Annotated in this window: 21 protein-coding genes and 1 pseudogene; 8 read left to right on the forward strand and 14 right to left on the reverse strand. The window is 69.9% G+C overall.

What is annotated here, in order from left to right:
• Positions 1-119 (forward strand): annotated as a pseudogene (locus ACWDA7_RS38190) (hypothetical protein); the annotation flags it as partial.
• 437 nt (positions 120-556) lie between these two features.
• Here ACWDA7_RS38190 and ACWDA7_RS38195 read toward each other — a convergent pair.
• The 7 genes from ACWDA7_RS38195 to ACWDA7_RS38225 all read right to left on the reverse strand — a co-directional run bounded on the left by ACWDA7_RS38195 (position 557) and on the right by ACWDA7_RS38225 (position 5034).
• Positions 557-763 carry a DUF6417 family protein gene (locus ACWDA7_RS38195; protein ID WP_450610738.1) on the reverse strand — a complete coding sequence of 69 codons (207 nt, stop codon included), beginning with the start codon at positions 761-763 and terminating at the stop codon, positions 557-559.
• A gap of 398 nt (positions 764-1161) precedes the next feature.
• Positions 1162-1554 (reverse strand): DsbA family protein, encoded by a 393-nt coding sequence (locus ACWDA7_RS38200; RefSeq protein ID WP_450610739.1) that lies wholly within the window; start codon positions 1552-1554, stop codon positions 1162-1164.
• A 146-nt stretch (positions 1555-1700) separates the two neighbouring features.
• The gene (locus ACWDA7_RS38205; protein WP_450610741.1) at positions 1701-2765 is read right to left on the reverse strand and encodes a lipoate--protein ligase family protein; all 1065 of its coding nucleotides are present in this window, start codon (positions 2763-2765) and stop codon (positions 1701-1703) included.
• Between the two features lie 241 nt (positions 2766-3006).
• Entirely contained in the window at positions 3007-3129 is a 123-nt protein-coding gene (gene ykgO / locus ACWDA7_RS38210; RefSeq protein ID WP_359397712.1) for a type B 50S ribosomal protein L36, read from the reverse strand.
• A 56-nt stretch (positions 3130-3185) separates the two neighbouring features.
• Positions 3186-3446 carry a type B 50S ribosomal protein L31 gene (locus ACWDA7_RS38215; protein WP_359397710.1) on the reverse strand — a complete coding sequence of 87 codons (261 nt, stop codon included), beginning with the start codon at positions 3444-3446 and terminating at the stop codon, positions 3186-3188.
• A gap of 46 nt (positions 3447-3492) precedes the next feature.
• The gene (gene rpmG, locus ACWDA7_RS38220) at positions 3493-3657 is read right to left on the reverse strand and encodes a 50S ribosomal protein L33 (RefSeq protein WP_359397708.1); all 165 of its coding nucleotides are present in this window, start codon (positions 3655-3657) and stop codon (positions 3493-3495) included.
• A gap of 321 nt (positions 3658-3978) precedes the next feature.
• On the reverse strand, positions 3979-5034 hold the full coding sequence (locus ACWDA7_RS38225) for an NAD(+)/NADH kinase (protein ID WP_450610744.1): 1056 nt from the start codon (positions 5032-5034) through the stop codon (positions 3979-3981).
• A 169-nt stretch (positions 5035-5203) separates the two neighbouring features.
• Between ACWDA7_RS38225 and ACWDA7_RS38230 the strand changes: the two genes are divergently transcribed.
• The gene (locus ACWDA7_RS38230) at positions 5204-5467 is read left to right on the forward strand and encodes a hypothetical protein (protein WP_450610746.1); all 264 of its coding nucleotides are present in this window, start codon (positions 5204-5206) and stop codon (positions 5465-5467) included.
• Between the two features lie 16 nt (positions 5468-5483).
• A complete protein-coding gene (locus ACWDA7_RS38235; RefSeq protein ID WP_450610748.1) occupies positions 5484-5903 on the forward strand; it encodes a DUF6233 domain-containing protein in 420 nt (139 codons plus the stop codon).
• 79 nt (positions 5904-5982) lie between these two features.
• Here ACWDA7_RS38235 and ACWDA7_RS38240 read toward each other — a convergent pair whose 3' ends face one another.
• The 3 genes from ACWDA7_RS38240 to ACWDA7_RS38250 all read right to left on the reverse strand — a co-directional run bounded on the left by ACWDA7_RS38240 (position 5983) and on the right by ACWDA7_RS38250 (position 10722).
• Positions 5983-8739 (reverse strand): SpoIIE family protein phosphatase, encoded by a 2757-nt coding sequence (locus ACWDA7_RS38240; RefSeq protein WP_450610750.1) that lies wholly within the window; start codon positions 8737-8739, stop codon positions 5983-5985.
• 162 nt (positions 8740-8901) lie between these two features.
• Positions 8902-9312, reverse strand: a complete 411-nt coding sequence (locus ACWDA7_RS38245; RefSeq protein ID WP_359397729.1) for a universal stress protein — start codon at positions 9310-9312, stop codon at positions 8902-8904.
• Between the two features lie 696 nt (positions 9313-10008).
• On the reverse strand, positions 10009-10722 hold the full coding sequence (locus ACWDA7_RS38250; RefSeq protein WP_450610752.1) for an SDR family NAD(P)-dependent oxidoreductase: 714 nt from the start codon (positions 10720-10722) through the stop codon (positions 10009-10011).
• A 370-nt stretch (positions 10723-11092) separates the two neighbouring features.
• Between ACWDA7_RS38250 and ACWDA7_RS38255 the strand changes: the two genes are divergently transcribed.
• The gene (locus ACWDA7_RS38255; RefSeq protein ID WP_359397694.1) at positions 11093-11449 is read left to right on the forward strand and encodes a PRC-barrel domain-containing protein; all 357 of its coding nucleotides are present in this window, start codon (positions 11093-11095) and stop codon (positions 11447-11449) included.
• Positions 11450-11493: 44 nt separating this feature from the next.
• Here the strand turns inward: ACWDA7_RS38255 and ACWDA7_RS38260 are convergent, their stop codons facing one another.
• Entirely contained in the window at positions 11494-12612 is a 1119-nt protein-coding gene (locus ACWDA7_RS38260; RefSeq protein ID WP_450610754.1) for a hypothetical protein, read from the reverse strand.
• A gap of 249 nt (positions 12613-12861) precedes the next feature.
• On the opposite strand from ACWDA7_RS38260, the gene ACWDA7_RS38265 reads away from it, so the two are divergent.
• Entirely contained in the window at positions 12862-13365 is a 504-nt protein-coding gene (locus ACWDA7_RS38265; protein WP_450610756.1) for a universal stress protein, read from the forward strand.
• Positions 13366-13604: 239 nt separating this feature from the next.
• Here the strand turns inward: ACWDA7_RS38265 and ACWDA7_RS38270 are convergent, their stop codons facing one another.
• Positions 13605-14297, reverse strand: coding sequence for a hypothetical protein (locus tag ACWDA7_RS38270; protein ID WP_450610758.1), 693 nt, complete (start codon positions 14295-14297; stop codon positions 13605-13607).
• 867 nt (positions 14298-15164) lie between these two features.
• On the opposite strand from ACWDA7_RS38270, the gene ACWDA7_RS38275 reads away from it, so the two are divergent.
• The 3 genes from ACWDA7_RS38275 to ACWDA7_RS38285 all read left to right on the forward strand — a co-directional run bounded on the left by ACWDA7_RS38275 (position 15165) and on the right by ACWDA7_RS38285 (position 17594).
• Positions 15165-15833, forward strand: a complete 669-nt coding sequence (locus tag ACWDA7_RS38275) for a hypothetical protein (protein WP_450610760.1) — start codon at positions 15165-15167, stop codon at positions 15831-15833.
• 522 nt (positions 15834-16355) lie between these two features.
• On the forward strand, positions 16356-16589 hold the full coding sequence (locus ACWDA7_RS38280) for a hypothetical protein (protein WP_450610767.1): 234 nt from the start codon (positions 16356-16358) through the stop codon (positions 16587-16589).
• Positions 16590-16727: 138 nt separating this feature from the next.
• Positions 16728-17594, forward strand: coding sequence for an alpha/beta fold hydrolase (locus ACWDA7_RS38285; RefSeq protein ID WP_450610762.1), 867 nt, complete (start codon positions 16728-16730; stop codon positions 17592-17594).
• A 446-nt stretch (positions 17595-18040) separates the two neighbouring features.
• Here the strand turns inward: ACWDA7_RS38285 and ACWDA7_RS38290 are convergent, their stop codons facing one another.
• Both ACWDA7_RS38290 and ACWDA7_RS38295 read right to left on the reverse strand, forming a co-directional pair.
• Positions 18041-18832: a class I SAM-dependent methyltransferase gene (locus ACWDA7_RS38290; protein WP_384456580.1), complete on the reverse strand. Its 792-nt coding sequence runs from the start codon at positions 18830-18832 to the stop codon at positions 18041-18043.
• 93 nt (positions 18833-18925) lie between these two features.
• On the reverse strand, positions 18926-19220 hold a 295-nt coding region (locus tag ACWDA7_RS38295), incomplete at its 5' end, for a transposase (protein WP_450610764.1).

Below are 19220 nucleotides of genomic sequence, written 5' to 3' on the forward strand. Positions count from 1 at the left end.
TCCTGGCGCTGCGCTTCGCCAACACGATGTTCGAGCCCATATGGAACCGGTCCTTCGTGGACCATGTGCAGATCACGATGGCCGAGGACATCGGCGGTGACATCGGCGGGGCCGACGGCGAGAACACCGCCGGGCGGCCCGATCCGGCCGGAGGCGGTGGCCGCCACGGTGATCGAGGGGCCGATCCCGACGCATACGTCCACACCGAGACGGGAGATCGTGCGAACCCGCAGCACCTCCCCCAGCCTGCGGGCACCGGCGCCGTGATAGCGCAGCGCCCCTTTCAGCTCCACGAGCGCGGCGGACGGCGGCAAGGCCTGAACGACCGGGGAGAGTTCCGCGAGTTGCTCCAGCACCTGCCGGTAGGTCTCCTGCGGCAGGCGGTCGGGGCATCGCACATGCATCACCGTGGACACCTCGCGTGCCTTCCCCTCCGCGGTCATCGCACCCACCTCCTACCCTCACCATATCGAACGAAAATTCGAACATGCGAGGGTACTAGGCCGCGGACCTGGCGACATACCCGGTGGACCCAGTGACCTGCCGAGGACGGCGGTCAGTTCTCCGAGGGGATCCGGGCCGCGATCTCCCGTGCCAGCCGGTCCGCCCCCGCGGACATCGGCTCGCCCTCCGCGGCCACCGTCACCAGGATCCCCAGCAGGTCGTGCGCCTCCTCCAGGCTCAGCAGAGCCAGTGACTGCGTCGTGCGCTCGACCGGAGCGAACTCGAGGCCGTCGACATCGATGTGCTCGTACTCGTCCATGACCTGGGCAACGTACCCGGCCTGCCGCCTGCCACACACGAGCGGCGGCGGCCTGGCATCGCCGGTACAGGCCGGAAGCCGTTGGCTCACCGCCTGTCGCCGCGGCACAGAGGCCCTCGAGAACCGCTCTTATGGCGGACACCCGTCCGGGCAAGCCGCGGATGCGAGCCGCCGCATCCGCGTATCCGCGGTGCGCATCCCACCCAGGACGAAGCCGCGCGCGGTCACACCGTATGGTTCAGCGCACTCTCGTGATCGGACCCGGATGCGGCGGGATGGCGGTACCGTCCACCCGGACCGTCGGCGTGCCCCGCATGCCCTGTTCGAAGGCCCGCTCGGTCACGTACAGCGGCCAGTCGAGATGGCCCCGGCGTGCGCGCAGGCCGCGAAGGAGCCGGTCAGCCCCGCCTCCGCGCCCAGCGCGACCAGGTCGCTCTCGGGGAGCCCGGGGCAACCTCCGGCGGCTCGGCGGCGAAGAGCCGGTAGTGGTACTCCAGGAACCTGCCGCCGTCGGCCGCGCAGCCGGAGGCCGCCGCGGCCCGGGTGGAATAGCGGTCGGTCGACATCGCGTCGAGAATCGCCACCGGGTGGTACACAGCGGTGATCCGGCCGTCCGAGACCAGAGCGTCCACCACCGGGCCCGACGTCTCGGCGAACATACGGCAGTACGGGCACTGGAAGTCGACATACACATCGACCACGACCGGCCTGCCGCCGCCGACCACACCGTCGCCGTGCTCGTTGGTGAACGCCGGGAGCTCGGCCGGCTTGAGCCCTTCTGGTCCATCCATGGGGTCCTCCTCGAGCCTGTGGGCCGCCGGCACCGCATCAGGCCGATACCGCCCCGCGGCACACTGCTCGCACGGGTACCCCCCTCTTCAGGTCCGCCGCGCCCGGCAGTGCACGACCCGCCCAGGCGAACGCCTGCCCGGAGTCGTCAGGGCACGCGCGCGGTCCACTCGGGCGAAGAGAACTTCGTGACGGCGAGTTCCTCGGCGCGCTCGAGCTCCTCCCCGGTGAGCCGGCCGTCACTGAGGCCGTAGCGCGTCCGGAAGGAACGGATCATACGGTCGATGACGGCTTCCCGGGACAGTCCCGTCTGCCGTCTCAACGGGTCAACGCGCTTCTTGGCGCTGCCCGTTCCCTTGTCGGACAGCTTCTCCCGGCCGATCCGCAGGACCTCGAGCATCTTGTCGGCGTCGATGTCGTAGGACATCGTCACGTGGTGGAGGACCGCCCCCGGACCGCCTTCAGGGCCGACCGCCCGCTTCTGCGCGGCTCCCGCGATCTTGCCGGCCTCCGTCGCGATGTCGTTGAGGGGCTGGTACCAGGCCTTGATGCCCATGTCGTCGAGGGCGCCCAGCACCCAGTCGTCGAGGTAGGCGTAGGAATCGGCGAAGGAGAGCCCGTTCACCAGGGAGGCGGGGACGGAGAGCGAGTACGTGATGGTGTTCCCGGGTTCCACGAACATGGCCCCGCCACCCGAGATGCGCCGCACCACGGTCATCCCGTGGCGTCGGACGGCTTCGGGGTCGACCTCGTTCTTCAGCGACTGGAAGCTGCCGATGACCACGGCCGGTGCGCCCCACTCCCAGACCCGCAGCGTGGGCGGACGGCGGCCGGCGGCGACCTCCGCGGTGAGGACTTCGTCGAGCGCCATGTGGAGGGCGGGCGGCTGGGGGCCTTCGTGGATGAGCTGCCAGTCGTAGTCGGTCCAGTCCGTCGCCTGAGCGACAGCGCGGCGGACCGCGACGGCGACGCCTTCCGGGGTCAGGCCGTACATGACGGTCCCCTCGGGAAGTCCTGCCTCGACGCGTCTGGCCAGCTCGGCGGCCTCCGTGGCGACGGGTGCCCCTTCGAGAGCCCGGTTCACGGCCAGCAGTGCCTCGTCCGGTTCGAGGAAGAAGTCTCCGGCGACGCGGACATTGCGCAGTACGCCGTCGTGGTCGTCGAGATCGACGACGACCAGCTTTCCTCCGGGCACCTTGTATTCGCCGTGCATACCGATCCACCTTGATCATTCGTGTGACGTCGTCACGGTAACGCCCACGCCCTGCCTGCTGTTCCGCCGTGCGCGCCGGTCGCGTGGCACATGTCCGCGACGGCGCACGGGCGCCGAACGCGTCCGCCCCGGCCGGTGGTCGACCGGCCGGGGCGGAGCAGCAGGTGGGCATCGGCGCGGATGGGTGCCGGCGCGGCGCAGGACGCCGTGCGGCTCAGCACCGCCGCGGTGGCCCGGAGGGTCAGCCCTGGCGCGCCTTGAACCGGGGGTTCTTCTTGTTCACGACGAACGTCACGCCGCGGCGGCGCACCACCTGGGCCCCCGGCTTGGACTTCAGAGCTCGCAACGAGTTGCGGACCTTCATGACTGTCTTCTCCTCTCACACGGCCGACCGGCCGTCGTCCGGCCGTCCGGCCTTGGTCAGCTCCGGGCCGAGGCCGCGCGGCCGTAGCGGCGCTCGAAACGCTCCACGCGGCCCGCGGTGTCCACAACCCGCGAGGTGCCGGTGTAGAACGGGTGGCTCGCCGACGAGATCTCGACGTCGACCACCGGGTAGGTATTGCCGTCCTCCCATTCGATCGTGCGGGTGGACAGCGCGGTCGAACGGGTCAAGAAGGCGAAGTCCGCCGCGCGGTCGCGGAAGACGACCGGACGGGAGACGGGGTGGATGCCAGGCCTCATGGGGTTTCCCTCCTCATGGCCGTCCGCCGGGTGGCGGAGGCGTGGTTCAGCGTTCCTCGCGGAAGGGGACGTGCTTGCCGACCACCGGGTCGTACTTGCGCAGTACGAGCCGGTCAGGGTCGTTGAGTCGGTTCTTGCGCGTCACATAGGTGACGCCGGTGCCGGCCGTCGACTTCAGCCTGACGACGGGGCGCGCCGTGGTGCGTGCCATGAGGTCCTCCTTTCGCCGACACCCCGCGGGTTTTGACCCGCGCATGTCAGTCGTGTGATGGAACAACGGATCCCGTCACCGCATTCCCGAAGCGTCCTTGCGGACCCACTCGCGCGATCCCGGCCGGAGACCGGCCAGCGATCGCGCTACGAGCGGTGTGGTCGTGAAGGGCGGTCGCCTACGCGGCGAAAGGCTCCATGAGGCTTCAGCCGAACGATCGTCCTCAGGGGCAATGGATGAGGCCCGGGGACTCTGTCCCCTCACCACCACGCCCCTTCCAACCAGAGGGCCTTCGGGAACATTCCCGCCCTGACCGCGATGTCACGGCGCCGGCGGCAACTGGAAGTGGCGCAGGTCGTCGGGTACCGGGCTCGCGGGCCGGAACATCGGGGCCGCCTCACCGTCCGCGGCCGTCGCGGGCGCGTCGGTGAGCCTCATACGCTCCCGCAACCGCCCGTAGAAGTTGGCCGGGGTGAGCCTGACCAGGCGCAGCGGACGCGGTGCCGCGATCACCCCGATCCAGTCGCGGGGCTCGAGGATGCCCCGGGGCTGCCCGTCGACACTGACCGCGGCGCGGCCCGAATGGGGCAGCACACGGAGGGCGACCGGCTCGTCCGCGTTGGCGATCACCGTCCGGTTGAACGCCATGTGCGGCGCGACCGGAGTGAAGACGACCGCCCGCATCCTGGGGGACAGCACCGGCCCCCCTGCGGCGAAGCTGTAGGCGGTCGAGCCGGTCGGAGTGGCGAGGATGACCCCGTCGGCCGAGTAGGAGGCGAGCAGGCGGCCGGCGAAGTAGACACCCACGCTCACCTGGTGGTCCCGGGCCAGCTTCTCCACGACGATGTCGTTCAGTGCCGTGACGTCGAGCGCGATCCCCCACGGGTCGTCCTCGGCCGGACCCGTCTGCGGCTGCGGGGGCGGCAGTGCGGGTCCCCTCCCGTAGCACAGGACCTCCTCGACCTGGCTCGGCATCTCCAGCAGCCTGGAGGCGCGCATCGTGAGCGTCATGCGTTCCTCGCACTCGGACTTTCCCGCGTGTACGGCATCCAGCGCCCGTTCCACGTCGCCGACCGGGGTCTCGGTCAGAAAGCCGACCTTGCCCACGTCGACACCGAGGACCCTGATGTCCTTCTGAGCCGCGATGCGCGCTCCCCGCAGGAACGTGCCGTCGCCGCCGAGGGTCACGATGAGATCGGGACTGCCCGCCGCCTGCACCTCCTCACTGGGGCTGTGGCGGCTTCCATGGCCGTGCCAGACGTCGATGTCGACGCAGCCGATGCCGTGCCGCGCACACCAGTCGCGCACGATCCGGGCTCCGGCCACCGCTTCCGCACGGCCGCCATGCACGACGAGTCCCACCCGGCCGATCGGCATGTCATCACCCAGCCCGCAGTCGCGTGTGCAGTGCTGCTAGCCATCGTCACAGCTACGGAAGCCGCGTGCCACGGGGGACCGGGCGAGCGCGGTACGGACGGGCCCGGCCGGGCGGTCGCGCGGGGTGTTCCGGTGGAACAGAAAATCGAACACATGATTGAATCCGGCCATGCGGCACGCTCTCCCCGACGACCTCCTCCAGGCCCAGCAGGACTGGAGCACCACGTACCGGCAACTCGCCGAACAGCCGGGCCGGACAGAGTTGCGACGGCGTCTGTGCCGGCTGTCCACGGCGGTGTTCTTCCATGTCCACTGGCAGGGGCGGAGACCTGCCGCCTGGATGACGTCGCTGAGTCTCGGCGGAGAGCAGGACCTCGGGGAGGGAGACCTCGGGCGCGGAGCGGCGAGCGGGAGGCGAGCGGGCCCGGCCTGAGGGGTCAGTGCGCTCCATGGCCGAGCTACCCCCCGACCCGGCGCGTCTTCGGGCCATCCTGGTGTTCCTGGAAGAGCGAGTGGCCGAGAACGAGACGGTCGGTATCTATCTGCGGCTCCAACGCGACGCCGTACGCGAGGCACTCACCCGTGCCGAGGGACTCGAGCCGACGGGACCGCGCGCCCGCAGGGGGCGTCCCACGCTGCCTGCCCCGGCCTCCTCAGGCCGTACGACGGGAGCGCCCGGCTTCGCCGTCGAGCGGCGGAAGAGGGCCATGGGGCCTGAGCCCGCGCGCATCCACACCGACGACTGCACGACCGGCGGCACCAAGCACCCCGTCGGCGCCGAGGAGGCCCGTGCCGCACTGGTGGATCCGACGGTGGAGGCCTGCCCGTTCTGCCGTCCGGACGCGGCGCTCGGTATGGATCTCGACTGAGTACGGCGGAAGTCGGGCGCCGGCTTCCTCGTGGTCGCGGGCCCTCGGCCCGGCCGGCGTGCGGCGCCACATGTGCGGTTCACGCCGGGGTCTCGAACCCCTCGAAACCTTCGTCCGAAGCGGCGACATCGACATCGGCCCAGGTCAGCCCGAACTCCCCGGTGGCCTCCGGCAGCGTCAGCTCGGCCCAGATCACCTTGCCCTGGGGCGTGTAGCGCGTTCCCCAGCGCTCGGCCATCTGCGACACCAGGAACAGGCCCCGGCCGCCTTCGTCCGTCGTGGCCGCGTACCGCAGATGCGGCGAGGTGCTGCTCCCGTCGGCGACTTCGCAGATCAGCGTGCGGTCGCGGATCAGCCGGACACTGATCGGCTCGGAGCCGTAGCGGATGGCGTTGGTGATGAGTTCGCTCAGGACGAGTTCCATGCCGAAGCCGAGCTCGGACAGGCCCCACTCCGCGAGTTTCTCGGACACCGCCACGCGCATGCCGGAGACGGCGGCCGGATCGCGCGGCACTTCCCAGTCGGCGACGCAGTCGGGCGGCAGCACCTGGGTGCGGGCGACGAGCAGGGCCACATCGTCCTTGGGCCGTGCGGTCAGCATCTCGTCCAGTACGGCCTGGCAGGTCTCCTCCGGCGGCCGGTCGGGATGGCCCGCCAGCGCATCGCGCAGCAGTTCCATGCCCACGTCCAGGTCCCGGGTGCGGTCCTCGATGAGGCCGTCGGTGTAGAGGACGAGCTGGGTGCCCTCCTTGAGCTCCATTTCGGCGGTCTGGAACGGCATGCCGCCGAGGCCGAGCGGCGGCCCGGCCGGCAGGTCGGGAAACGTGACGCTCCCGCCGGGGTGAACCAGGGCGGGCGCCGGATGCCCCGCCCGTGCCATGGCACACCGCCGTGTCACGGGGTCGTATATCGCGTACAGGCAGGAGGCACCCACCACCCCCGCGGCCTCCGCATCCGACTCGTCCTGGTCGATACGGCCGACCAGGTCGTCCAGATGGCTCAGCAGCTCGTCCGGCGGCAGGTCGAGCGTGGAGAAGTTGTGCACCGCAGTCCGCAGCCGCCCCATCGTGGCGGCGGCGTGGAGACCGTGGCCGACCACGTCGCCGACGGACAGCGCCACCCGGGTCCCCGGCAGGGGGATCACGTCGAACCAGTCTCCGCTGACGCCTGACTGCGCCGGCAGATAGCGGTAGCCGACCTCGAGCGCGCTCTGCTCGGGCAGGGCCCGCGGCAGCAGGCTGCGCTGGAGGGTGACCGCCAGGGCGTGCTCGCGGGTGTACCTGCGGGCGTTGTCGATACTGACCGCCGCACGGGCCACCAGCTCCTCCGCCAGCGACAGCTCCTCCTCATCGAAGGGCTCATGACGCTTGGAGCGCCAGAAGTTGGCCATGCCCAGCACCGCACCCCGGGCCTGGATCGGGGCGGTGATCAGCGAATGGATGCCGTACTCGATGACCGCCTTGGTGCGCTCGGGGTCCTGTGCGTGCCAGCCGGTGGCGGTGGACAGATCGGCCACGAGCTCGGAACAGCCGGTACCGTAGCCGCGCGCCTGGGGCGTTGAGGGCAGGAAGTCGATCAGGCGGCCCTTTTCGTACAGCGGGTGGTCGTCCCTGACGCCGCGCACAGCGATGCGCCGCATGTCCGTCGCCGTGGTGGCGGGCTCCTCGCCGTGCAGTACGGCGTCGGCGATGTCCACAGTGACGAAGTCGGCGAAGCGGGGCACGGCGACCTGCGCCAGTTCGTCGGCCGTGCGGGTCACGTCGAGGGTGGTGCCGACACCCAGTCCCGCGTCATACAGCAGCTTGAGCCGCTCACGGGCGACCTCGGCCCTGCCGGACACCGCCTGCAGTTCGGTGGAGTCGCGCAGCGTCACCACTGTGCCCTTGGGCCCTCCGCCGCGGTCCGTGGGCCGCTGGTTGACCGCCAGCAGTCGCTCCCCGGCGAGATGCACCTCGTCGGTCGCCACCCGACCGGAGATGAGCAACGCGACCGTTTCGGGATCCAGCATCGACAGATCCGACACGTGCCGTCCCTCGACGTCCGGGGGTAGTTCGAGGAGCCGCCGGGCCTCGTCGTTGGCGAGCAGCAGCCGCCCGTCCTCCCCGACGATGAGCACCCCTTCACGGACGCAGTGCAGCACCGCGTCGTGGTGGTCGTACATACGGGTCATCTCGGCCGGCGCCAGGCTGTGGGTCTGCCTCCGCAGCCGCTTGCCGACGAGGGCCGTCACGCCGGTGGACACCACGAGCGCACCCGCGCCGGCGCCCAGGATGATCGGTAGCTGCCGGTACACCTGCCCGGCCACGTTCTTGACCTTGAGCCCGGCGGAGACGAGGGCCACCACCTTGCCGTGGGTGTTCTTGACCGGGACGGTGGCCTGCACCTCCTCGCCCAGCGGGCCGTGGACGCTCTCCGTGTAGACCTTGCCGGCCAGCGACGGACCGATCGTGCCGACGAAGCGCTTTCCGATGCGGCTCGGGATGGGATGGGTGTAGCGGATGCCCTTGGTGTCCATCACCACGATGAAGTCGACGCCCGCGGTCTTGCGCCCCGCCTCGGTGATCGGCTGGAGCACTTTCGACGGGTCGGGGGTCTGCAGCGCCTGCAGAATGCCGGGGGAATGCGCGAAGGTCTGGGCGACGGCGATGGAGCGGCGCTTGGCCTCGGCACCGGTGTCGCGCTCCGACTGCAGCACCAGGGCGAAAACAGCGCAGGCCACCAGCAGCACCACCAGCGCCACCTGCAGCACGAACACCTGCCCGGCGACGCTTCGAGGGCTCCTGCCGGCCACCGAACGCAACGTTATGCGTCTAAACCGGGCGAGATGGTTCGCCATGGAACATTTCTAACACTCGCGATTCCCCGGTGGCCATGACCTGGCATGACGAGGCGCCTCCGACCGCCCGCCCTCTTTGTCATGGGTCATACCGGAACCTATCCCTTGTAACCAGGAAAGCACGGACAGCAGCACCCTCACAGCCGCGGCCCGCTCGGCAGGTCAGGGCACCACCGTGACCGGCCACCGGGCCGCCTTGACCAGGCGGACCGCGAGCGAACCGATGAACCGGTGCCCCGCCTGCTCCGAGGCACCGACCACCACGGCGTCGGCGCGCAAGTCGTCCGCGGTCCTCACGAGGCCGGCGAAGGCGTCCCCGCGCAAGGTGTGGAACTCCCAGCGCACACGGAAGACGTCACCCAGCTTCTCGGAATACCTTCGGGCGTGCTCGACGATCTCCTCGGCGATCTCAGCGGTCGCCTCCGTCATGGCCACCATGGCGCCCGGGGAGGGCGAGGTGACGATCGGCTGCACATACACGAGCGCCAGCAGCGCTCCTTGGCGACGCGCGAGACCCGCGGCGTAGGAGGCGGCCCGCCAGGAGGAGTCCGAGCCGTCGACGCCGGCCACTATGACCTTGGGGCCGTCCGTGCCGAGCTCGAAGACGTTCTCCTCCCCCTCGGCCCGGCGGAACGACCTATCACCTTCGCCGGGGCCGGGTGCGCCGTCGGGCACTCCGGGCCCGCCGTGCTCGTCCTGCGTCACACTCCGAGGGTAACCGCGCCGCACCCCTGGGCGGATCCGCCCCATACGCCGGTTCACGACGGCGACCGGAGCGGCCGCCGTCCTTCCCGGAAGCCGGCCGAGGACGGTCCGGCGTCCGTCCTGCGGGGCGCACCTCACCCGTTCGAATCCCGCCCTGCGGGACGGACGCGTCGCTCCGTGTGCAGGGACTTCGGCGTCCACGCAGTCTTGAGGTGCCGCAGCCCGTGATCCACGGGAGGAACAATGATCGTGTCAATGGTGTCGATGCCCGAGGGGATCGACACTCGGGCCGACGTGACCGATGCACATGAGCAGCTCGTGGCGGCACAGTTCCTCCTCGTGGACGTCGAGTTGCCCGAGGAGGCCTCGCCCGGGGACCGGCCGGTCGCCCACCATCTGGGCCTGGCGGCCGAAAGCCGCCGAAGCTGCGCGCGGAGGACAACGGAAGCGATGCCCGGTGAGCCCGTGCACGGTCGGGGCCCCATCGGTCCGGCCGCGCGCCCGGGACTTCGCGAGTGGACCGCCCGGGCGCCGCGAACGGCGCCCGGGTGCGGGGTTCAGGGTTCAGTGACCGGCGCTCTGGCCGCCGTCCACGTGGAGGATCTCGCCGGTGACGAACGGGGCGTTCTCCAGATAGACGACCGCATCGGCGACATCGCTCACCTCGCCCATCCGGCCGACCGGATGCAGGGTGGCGAGTGTGCTGTGGGACTCCTCGGCGTGCATGGGCGTCTTGATGATGCCGAGCGAGACGGCGTTGCTGCGGACACCCTGCGTCGCGTACTCGATGGCGAGGGCCTTGGTCGCGGACTGCAGGCCGCCCTTCGTGAGCGACGCCAGCGCCGAGGGAACCGCCGACAGGGCGTGGTCGACCAGGCTGGTGGTGATCTGCACGACGTGCCCGCCGCCCTGGCGGACCATCTGCTCGACCGCAAGCTGGGTGATACGGAAGAAACCGCTCAGGTTGATCCCGATGACCGCGTCGTAGTCCTCTTGCGTGTACTCGGTGAACGGCTTGGCGACGAAGATGCCGACATTGTTGACCAGGGTGTCGATCCGGCCGAACCGCTCGAGTCCGGCGGCGATGACGCGTTCGGCGGTGGCGGCGTCGGCGATGTCACCCTGGACGGTGATGACGTCCGGATCCTGCGAGGGGGCGATGCCGCGGGAGGTCGCGACGACGGCGTAGCCGAGCTTGCGGTAGGCGTCGACCAGTCCGGCGCCGATGCCCTGCGACGCGCCGGTGATGACCGCGACCTTCTGACCGGTGGTGCTCATGAGTGTCCCTTTCGATCGATGGCCGACCGCCCGTACGCGTCGGCCGTTCCGAAAGTAGACGACCGGTCGACAAAATTCCAGCCGCCGCTGATCGCGGCCCGGCGTCCCGGCATACCTGCGACGCGACTTGGGGTGCGAGGCTGCGGCTCACAGCAACAAGGGAGTGGAGCGCGGTCCGCAGCCCGCGCCGAGTGGGGTTCCGGACAGGTCGCCGGGCCACCGGAGCGGACCTGCGGAGTCGGAAAAAGGCCAGGTCAAACGCGCGTTGACAGACAGGCCGGAGTAGGGTGAAGAAGTCGGGAGTCCTCGCGCAGGTAATTTCTGCGCCGGTGTGGGCCAGCGGGAGGCTGCAGGCCCCTAGGAGGCGGGCATGATCCATTCAGCCGACATCCGCGAGTGGCGCAACCGCGACGTGATCGACCCCAAGGGGCACAAGATAGGGGCTCTGGAAGCGGTGTACGTCGACACGAAGACCGACGCGCCGGCCATGGCCACCGTGCGCACCGGAATGCCGACCCGGCAGCGGCTCGTCTTCGTCCCCCTCGACGAGGCCACCCTCGGACCTGGATACATCAAGGTGGCGCACGCCCGAGGAGAGGTGAAGAAGGCGCCGTCGATGGGCACGGACGACATCCTGCCGGTCGAGCGCGAAGAAGAGATCTTCAAGCACTACCACAGGAGCTACGAGCCCGGCGCCCACCACGGTCGCCGGCTCGCGCGCCGTTGACCAGCGCATCCGCCGACCTGGCCGTACGCCAACCGGTCCGCAGGTCAGAGCGGGCCGCTGACCCGACGAGGGCCGGGGGACGCCGGAGGATGTGTCCACCCATGGCGCTGTTCCTGATCCTCGTCGCGATCGCCCTCGGCCTCGTCGGCGTGGTGTCCGAGGGCCTGACCCACCTTCTGGCCATCGGTGTCCTGATCCTCGCGGCCGACCTGATTCTGCTCGGCTGGCGCTGGTCCCGGCACTCGCATCGGCGCCCGGTCCGGTGGCGCGGGCCCGCGTATGACCAGGGAAGCAGACGCGGGTGGTCCGGAGCGCGCGGGCGGAACCGGCACGGGAATCCGCGGCCGCGCGCGGCCGGGCCGGCGGGAGATGCCGATCACCAGGGCGGCCCACCACCACCGCACCGCGTTCCTGTGTCCGTGCAGCAGACCGAGGACGATCGCGGCGCCCACCGCTATCAGGTGCTCGCGGCCCGCCAGGTTGGGCACGGCGATCGACTCCCAGACCATCGAGCCACCGGTGAGGGTGAACACCACGGGCGCTCGCCGGATGACGGCGAGGTAGGTGAACAGGCCCACGACCGCGGCGGACGGCCCGGTGTCGAGTACCTTCCCTATCTCGGGCGGCAGACCAAGACCCCACCAGCCCGGCCCGAGCGCGAGCATCACCCGCACCGTGAGCGTGCCGGCCAGCGTCGTGGCGTAGGCCACGGCCAGCGTCCGGGCCCGGCCCAGGGACAGTTCGGCCAGCGCGAAGGCGAGGAACAACTGGGTGATGCCCGCCCACACCGGCAGGTCGAGGGCCGGAACGTACAGGGATACCGGGGTGCGCAGCAGGGCCAGCCACAGCGGCAGGTCGGCGTTGACGCCGCCCATCAGCCGCACGGCAACCGCACCCGTCGGCCGCTGCGCGAGCGCATGGAAGAAGATCACGCCACAGGTGGCCACGAAGGCCAGGGAGAGACCGGCCAACCCCCGCCGCAGAAGCCGCCGCACCGGATCGACGACGATACCGTGCCACTCGCCGAGCAGCGTGTGTGCGATGAACCACGCCGCCCGGACGAATGCGGCACCCCGTTGCTCCGGTCCGCCTTCGCCCGGTATAGAGGGCAGTCCATCGCCGACGGGTCCGCCGTCCCGGGCAGGACTGTGACGCCTCTCCACGCGTGAACGCAAGTTCCCCCCAACGCCCATAGAACACACAATCGTGTGGATCGGAATCTAACCCCCGACCGGGCTCGGTCACGCCTGGCACACCGAAGAAAAGGGCCGGCCGGTCAACCCGGGCGGTACGAAACGGCGTTCTCGTCCGGACGCCATCCGAAGCGGCCGCGCTTCTTGCCTTCGCCCCCGCGTCGTGGGAGATGCTGCATCCGATCGGCATCTGACCCCAGCGGAACGCCGGAGCCGCCCATGAGCGCCCTCGTCTGGATCACCGAAGGCACCTGGCCCGCCTGCGTGGACGCCGCGCTCAGCCGCGTCGTCCTCGAGGAGGAGATCACGCTGCTGTACGTCTTCGACGACACCGTCGCCGAGACGGCGCACGGCGCGTTCGCCGGACTCCTCGGGCGCGGTCACCCCGAACGCGACCCGGGGCACCGCATCGAGGCACTGTCCGACTCCGCCGCGGCCCGGCTCCTGGACAGCGCCGAACAGCGCCTGGGCCGCCCCGCCCAACGGGTCCTCACCCACGGACGCACGGAACGGAAGGTCGTCGAGGCGGCCACCGGGGCCGACCTCCTCATCTGCGCACGCGACGGCGACCGCTCACGGCTCGGGCCCCGCAGTCTCGGCCCCGTCACCCGCTTCGTGGTCGACCACGCCCCATGCCCGGTCCTCCTCGTCTGGCCGGTCCAGGCCCCACCGACCGAACTGCCCCCGCCTCCCCCGCCACCAGGGCCGCACCACCGCCACTGAGGCGTGCCCCCGGCCTTCCCCAAAAGACGGGACGCGACGGTGGTGCAACGATCCCCCCGGCGGTCCCCGCGTCGGTCGAGTCGAGTCACTGAGCCGCTTCGCCACGCTGGTGGCCCACCCTCGTCCGGCGAAGGCCTAGTGTGAAGCCCGGGCACGCCGGTCAGGGGTACCCAGACCGGAACCCCGGCCCGATTCCGGCGGGCCGGGGTTCTCGTTCTCTCCGTCAGGCGGGTGGCCGGTTACTCGCCGTCGTAGTCGTAGTCGTAGTCGCGGTGGTGGCCGTAGTACTCACGGACCACGCGGAAGCTGCCCACGACGCCGTCCTCGACCTGGACACCGCCCTTGACCTGACGGGGGAAGAGCCCGTTGGTGGAGCTATGGGGACCGACCGTCGCGAGCGGGGCGCCGTTGTCGCAGGTGGCACCGTTGAACACCTCCACGGTCCTCCAGCTGTCGTTGCGGACGTTCAGGCTGTTGGCTCCGAGGCCGCTGACCACGGTGATGCAGCCGTCGGGGACGGCAGGGTAGTCGCGCTCGTTGATGTGGATCCGGCTCCAGCCGTAGTCGTCGTCGTAACCCCGGTCACCGCGGTCACCGTAGTCGTCGCCATGGTCTCCGCGGTATCCGCGGTCGCCCCCGTTGTCCCGGCCCCCGTTGCCGTTCCCGTTCCCGTTGCCGTTCCCGTTCCCGTAACCGTTCCCGTTGCCGTAACCGTTCCCGTTGCCGTTCCCGTAACCGTTCCCGTTGCCGTTCCCGTAACCGTTGCCGTTGCCGTTCCCGTTGCCCTTGCCGTTGCCGTTGCCGTTGCCCTTGCTGTCGTTACTGCCGCCGAGCGGAGCGACAGCGGGACCGGCGGAAGTGGCGGCGACCTGCCAGGCCTCCGCACCGCCCCGCGCCGGCTCGGTGGCGGCGTACGTGATACCACTGGCCACGAGGGCCGAACCAGCCGCAACGGCGGCGGTTAGAGCGATGGAACACGTTGGCATGTCACCTCTCCTGTCTCAGACGCGTCGGCTGTAAGCCGATGCGAGATTGACGGTACATAAGTGCGACATAACCGCCATGTCGGACATGCAGACAATAATAAGAAGAATCCTATTGGCGTAATAGTCGCACTGACGGCGTGTCATGCCGTGCCGGCAACCCACACCGGTCCCCCGTCCCACCCCGCACACACAACCGACCTGACAGGCCGTACGGCGTCGCAGCACCGGACGGGAGGTCCCGGGCGAGGGGGAGACGGGCTCGGCCGGGCGGGGCGCCGCCGTAGTCGGAGTGACGGTCGGCATACGCAACGAATGAGCTCAACTCGCTTACTACCAAGTTCTTTATGCGTCTCGCTTCCTCAACTCCCCGAGCCTGGCGTCATCTCCTGGGCGATCAGGGCGGCACCGGACATGAGGCGTCCCGCCTCGTCGGCCGGCACGCGGCACGCCGTGACCCGAGCGGCGACGACCACGCCGAGGCGTCCCGCCGATCAACTCGTCCGGCCGACCGCCATGTCAAGCCGGATGCGCACAACTACCGTTTTTTGCATGATGAGTTGGGGCTCGAATCGCGCTCGGGACAACGACCCCCGACGAGTTAGTGATGCCCATCTCTCCCGTTCGGTGCGGGAAAGACATGTCTCGAGAGGAACAATTCATCTCCCGTCGTCCGTACTATCTGGACACCAGGGGATTGCCCAATGGTTACGCCCCTGCTACCCGGACACCGGGCACGGGAGCGCACACGCACGGCTCCCCGCATGTGTCACGGGTCCGTCAGCGCAGCCGGAAAGGCGAGGAGAGGTCAGCACCATGTCGGAGACCAGCACGACCACCACCACGGAACTGACGTCGCAGTACACCGCCCAGGTGACCAGCGACCTGGAGCGCAACGCCAAGGAACAGGAGCGCGTCGGAGCGGAGATCGCCGCCCTGCAGGAGCAGTTGGCCACCCTCCAGGTCGACTACGCCGTGCTGGTCAACATGCAGCAGGCCCTCGGTGTCGCGCCGGCCCCGGCTCAGCCCGCGGCCGAGCCCGACAGCGCCACCGTGCCCGCTCCGCGCAGGAAGCGGTCCATCGGGGTCGGCACGAGCAAGCGGACGCGAGGGAAGACGTCCGGTGCCGAACAGGAGGACACGACGGCCGGGAAGAGGACCGGCGGGAAGGCCGCCGCCAAGAAGGGCGCGGGAAGGTCCGCTTCCGCGAAGGCGTCAGGGCCCACGCTGGTCGAACTGGTCCGCAGCCACCTCACCGGGCAGAGCGAACCGCGCTCCGCCGCGGAAGTCGCCACAACACTCGGTCAGGCTCACCCCGAGCGCGGTATCAAGACCACCGTCGTACGCACGACGCTCGAAGGACTCGTGGCCAAGAACCACGCCCACCGCACCAAGCAGGGCACGTCCGTCTTCTACACCGCTCCCGACGGCGCCGATGCGACGGCGCGGTCCGAGGACGAGGCACAGCCGGACCAGACCGGCTGAGGCCCCGGAGGGTCGCGCGCTCCTCCGTCAGGCGCAGCTCCCGGATTCCGTGGCTCCGGCGGCACGGACGACAGTTCACCCCTCGTTTTCCGCCCACCCCCCCCCGCGCCAGGGGACCGAGGAGTCGTGCGATCCCACTCACGTCCGGCAATGGACCGAGACCCCCGTCGCGTTGAGGGCCGAACCGGCGGTCGTGGCCGGACCGGAGCGCGTGGCATGTCTCACCCCGCAGAAGGCCCGCGGGGAAGCCCACGGCGAAGGCGACCCCATCACCGACGCCACCGTCGTCCACAGTGCCGGCACCGTGCTGCCGGACCTCCATCCGCTGCTGCGCCTGACCGGCGCGCACGGCGTACTGCCCAGCGAGACCACGTACGGGCGCTACCGCGACGCTCACGACATGCGGGCCCTGAACCAGGGTCCGCGCACGCGGGTGTCCGAGGACATCACCGGCACGGACGATTCGGGTGTGCGGCACGGGTCACGGCGCGCCTGCGCAACCGGGGTGCGTCCGTGGCGGCCATGGTCCGGGAGTCGCTCCTCCACGCCGAGACCGGTCAACGGGTGCTGCCGACGCGCTACAGCGGCAACTCGCTGTGGCTGCCGGCGGGCGAGTCCATAACGCTCACTCTGTCCCGGCCGGCCCATGCCCTCAGCGCGGGCCGGGCGGAACTCTGCGCGGAAACGCGCCCCGGGCCTCCGCCCGCGCACACATGTGACGGTTCCGGCCGGCCGGCCGGCGGACGGCGCCCCTGACCGCACCGCGATCGGGGACGCCGCAGTGCACGACCGGGCCAAGGGTACGCGGCGGGCAACGGCGCGCGTGTCGATGACGGGTCCATCGACGCGTGGCGCAGAGTTGTAACCCCGTCACCTCCTCCAAGGAAGTCAGCCATGGATGTTCGGCATCGGTTCGCGCAGGTGTCGGAGAGCCGGCTCTTCTACCGGGAGGCGGGCCCGGAAGAGGCGCCGGTCGTCGTGCTGCTGCACGGCTATCCCTCGAGTTCGCACATGTACCGCCATCTGATCCCGGTGCTGGCCGACAGATACCGCGTGATCGCTCCCGACCTCCTGGGCTTCGGGCAGTCCGACACCCCAGGCGTCCACGTCTTCGACTACAGCTTCGACGCGCTGGCCCGCCTCACCGACGGGCTGCTGACCGAACTCGGCGTGACGGAGTACGCGATGCTGGTGCAGGACTACGGCGCGCCCATCGGCTGGCGCCTGGCACTGGCACACCCCGAGCGCATCACCGCGATCATCTCCCAGAGCGGCAACGCCTACGAGGACGGGTTCGTAGAGCAGTTCTGGGCGCCGATCTGGGCGTACGGGGCCGAGCAGACGGCAGGGACGGAGGCGGCGCTGCGCCCGGCCCTGGGCCTGGACGCCATCCGCTGGCAGTACCTGCACGGCGTACCCGACCCTGAGCTGGTCAGTCCCGACACCTGGACGCACGACCACGCGCTCATCCAGCGCCCGGGCAACGCGGAGATCCAGCTCGCCCTCTTCAAGGACTACACGACCAACCGGGTTCTCTATCCACGGCTGCACGAGTACTTCCGGACCACGCAGGTTCCGCTGCTGGCCGTCTGGGGACGCAACGACGAGATCTTCGCGGCCGTCGGCGCGGAGGCGTTCCGCAGGGATCTGCCCGACGCGCAGATCCATCTCATCAACGGCGGCCACTTCCTGATCGAGAGCCACCTCGACACCGTCGCCGGGTACGTCCGCGGCTTCCTCGGAGAACTGGCGAGCGGCTGAGGCCCGGCCGGAGGCCACGGAACCGGTCTGCCGTTCGGCCGTCCTCGCTGGCGCCACCTTCTCGACGGCCGCTTGCTGGAGTCAGGTTCCGCCGGAGAGGAGTGCGCCGCGCATGAGCACAACGGGGCCGGAGCGGCAGCCGCCGGAGACCCCGCGGGCCGCCGGGCTGGCCGGGGTCGTCTTCGCGCTGCTGTTCGCGGCGGCGATCATCCTGATCCGGCTGGGGATTCCCCAGGGCGCCGACGCCGTTACCGCCGAGGGGTGGGGAACTGGTCGTTTTCGGATGTGCAGGAGCGCGCGGGGCTGTGCAGGAGCATCTACTGGCTGGTGGTATTGCAGCGCGCACACGTCATATGGGCTCAGCGGAGTCAGTGGGGGTCGGGCTGGCACAGCGCTCCACTTGGCCATTCGGAGACACGGCCGTCTCGGCCAGCCCCACGGCTGGGTCAGCCCGGCTTGACCGCCAGCGTCGCAAAATAGTTCGACATGTATTGAGCGGATGCGTTGGATTGGTGCGGCGCTTCCGCGAAGCCGGTGAGGACGAACCCCGCGGCGAGTTGCCCGCCGATCTGGTCGGTGAGGGTGTGGCTGTATTCAAGAGGGGCATCCGCGCCGAACTTCGTGGCGCGTTCCTCGGCGGAGTACTGCGTGACATCGCTGTAGGGCAGCTTGTGCACGACGATCAGCTCGCCGCGCTCGTCGAGCGCCTCGTGGTCGAACAAGTACACATCAGGGTTGAGGAAGCCCACGAGCAGAGTTCCGCCCGGTCGCAGGGCGCGGAAGCACTCACGCCACACCGCTGCCAAGTCTGGTACGAATAGGTTAGAGACCGGATGGAATACGACGTCGAATGTTGCGTCGCCGAAGGCGCTGAGGTCGCGCATGTCGCCTAGGACGGTGCGCAGCTCGAGTCCGTCGCGCGCCGCCACCATCTGGTCCTGGCCGAGCTGGCGGGGTGAGTTGTCGAATACGGTGACCCGGGCCCCTGCGGCGGCGAGGATCGGACCCTGCTGGCCACCGCCGGAGGCCAGGCACAACACGTCCTTGCCGGTCAGGTCCGTCGGCAGCCAAGAGCGGTCGACTGGCTCACGCCCGATGAGAACAATCGACCAGTCGCCCATGCGGGCGCGCTCGACATCCTCAGCACTCACCGGCCTCGACCACTCGTTGCCCTCTTGGACATACTTGTCCCAGGCTGCCCGATTGTGGGCAACCGGGTCGACAACAATGTCCTGCACGTTTAACTCCCTGCTACAGCCAAGCGGACACCTGCGGTACTGACAGTTCGGTGCCGCTAGCCAACACGATTGCAGGGTGCGGGCTCAACGAAATTAGCGGGCATCGAGGTGTCCACGGGCTCGACGGGGGGTCGCGCAGCGGGTGCGTAAGCGCTGGTTGCCGGGGTTGCGGAAGCCGTAGGCGTCGCGGGCGATTGTCTTGATGACCCGGTTGGTGCCTTCGGAGCCGGCGTTGGTGATCCCGGTGTGCAGGAACGCAAGGATCTCTGGCCACCATGTCTCGACGGTTGTGGCTAGAAGATCACTGAAAATCTTGCTGTGAGGGTGGTTCCGCTGGTGGCGGGGCCGCCCTCCGTGCTTCATGGTGTGGCCGGAGTCAGGGTCCAGG

It is taken from the genome of Streptomyces sp. NPDC001156 (assembly GCF_053598275.1).

Coding starts and splice junctions, on each gene's coding strand:
- ACWDA7_RS38195 (WP_450610738.1), bottom strand. CDS start 763: ATGGACGAGTACGAGCACATCGATGTCGACGGCCTCGAGTTCGCTCCG.
- ACWDA7_RS38200 (WP_450610739.1), bottom strand. CDS start 1,554: ATGGATGGACCAGAAGGGCTCAAGCCGGCCGAGCTCCCGGCGTTCACC.
- ACWDA7_RS38205 (WP_450610741.1), bottom strand. CDS start 2,765: ATGCACGGCGAATACAAGGTGCCCGGAGGAAAGCTGGTCGTCGTCGAT.
- ykgO (WP_359397712.1), bottom strand. CDS start 3,129: ATGAAGGTCCGCAACTCGTTGCGAGCTCTGAAGTCCAAGCCGGGGGCC.
- ACWDA7_RS38215 (WP_359397710.1), bottom strand. CDS start 3,446: ATGAGGCCTGGCATCCACCCCGTCTCCCGTCCGGTCGTCTTCCGCGAC.
- rpmG (WP_359397708.1), bottom strand. CDS start 3,657: ATGGCACGCACCACGGCGCGCCCCGTCGTCAGGCTGAAGTCGACGGCC.
- ACWDA7_RS38225 (WP_450610744.1), bottom strand. CDS start 5,034: ATGCCGATCGGCCGGGTGGGACTCGTCGTGCATGGCGGCCGTGCGGAA.
- ACWDA7_RS38230 (WP_450610746.1), top strand. CDS start 5,204: ATGCGGCACGCTCTCCCCGACGACCTCCTCCAGGCCCAGCAGGACTGG.
- ACWDA7_RS38235 (WP_450610748.1), top strand. CDS start 5,484: ATGGCCGAGCTACCCCCCGACCCGGCGCGTCTTCGGGCCATCCTGGTG.
- ACWDA7_RS38240 (WP_450610750.1), bottom strand. CDS start 8,739: ATGGCGAACCATCTCGCCCGGTTTAGACGCATAACGTTGCGTTCGGTG.
- ACWDA7_RS38250 (WP_450610752.1), bottom strand. CDS start 10,722: ATGAGCACCACCGGTCAGAAGGTCGCGGTCATCACCGGCGCGTCGCAG.
- ACWDA7_RS38255 (WP_359397694.1), top strand. CDS start 11,093: ATGATCCATTCAGCCGACATCCGCGAGTGGCGCAACCGCGACGTGATC.
- ACWDA7_RS38265 (WP_450610756.1), top strand. CDS start 12,862: ATGAGCGCCCTCGTCTGGATCACCGAAGGCACCTGGCCCGCCTGCGTG.
- ACWDA7_RS38275 (WP_450610760.1), top strand. CDS start 15,165: ATGTCGGAGACCAGCACGACCACCACCACGGAACTGACGTCGCAGTAC.
- ACWDA7_RS38280 (WP_450610767.1), top strand. CDS start 16,356: ATGGTCCGGGAGTCGCTCCTCCACGCCGAGACCGGTCAACGGGTGCTG.
- ACWDA7_RS38285 (WP_450610762.1), top strand. CDS start 16,728: ATGGATGTTCGGCATCGGTTCGCGCAGGTGTCGGAGAGCCGGCTCTTC.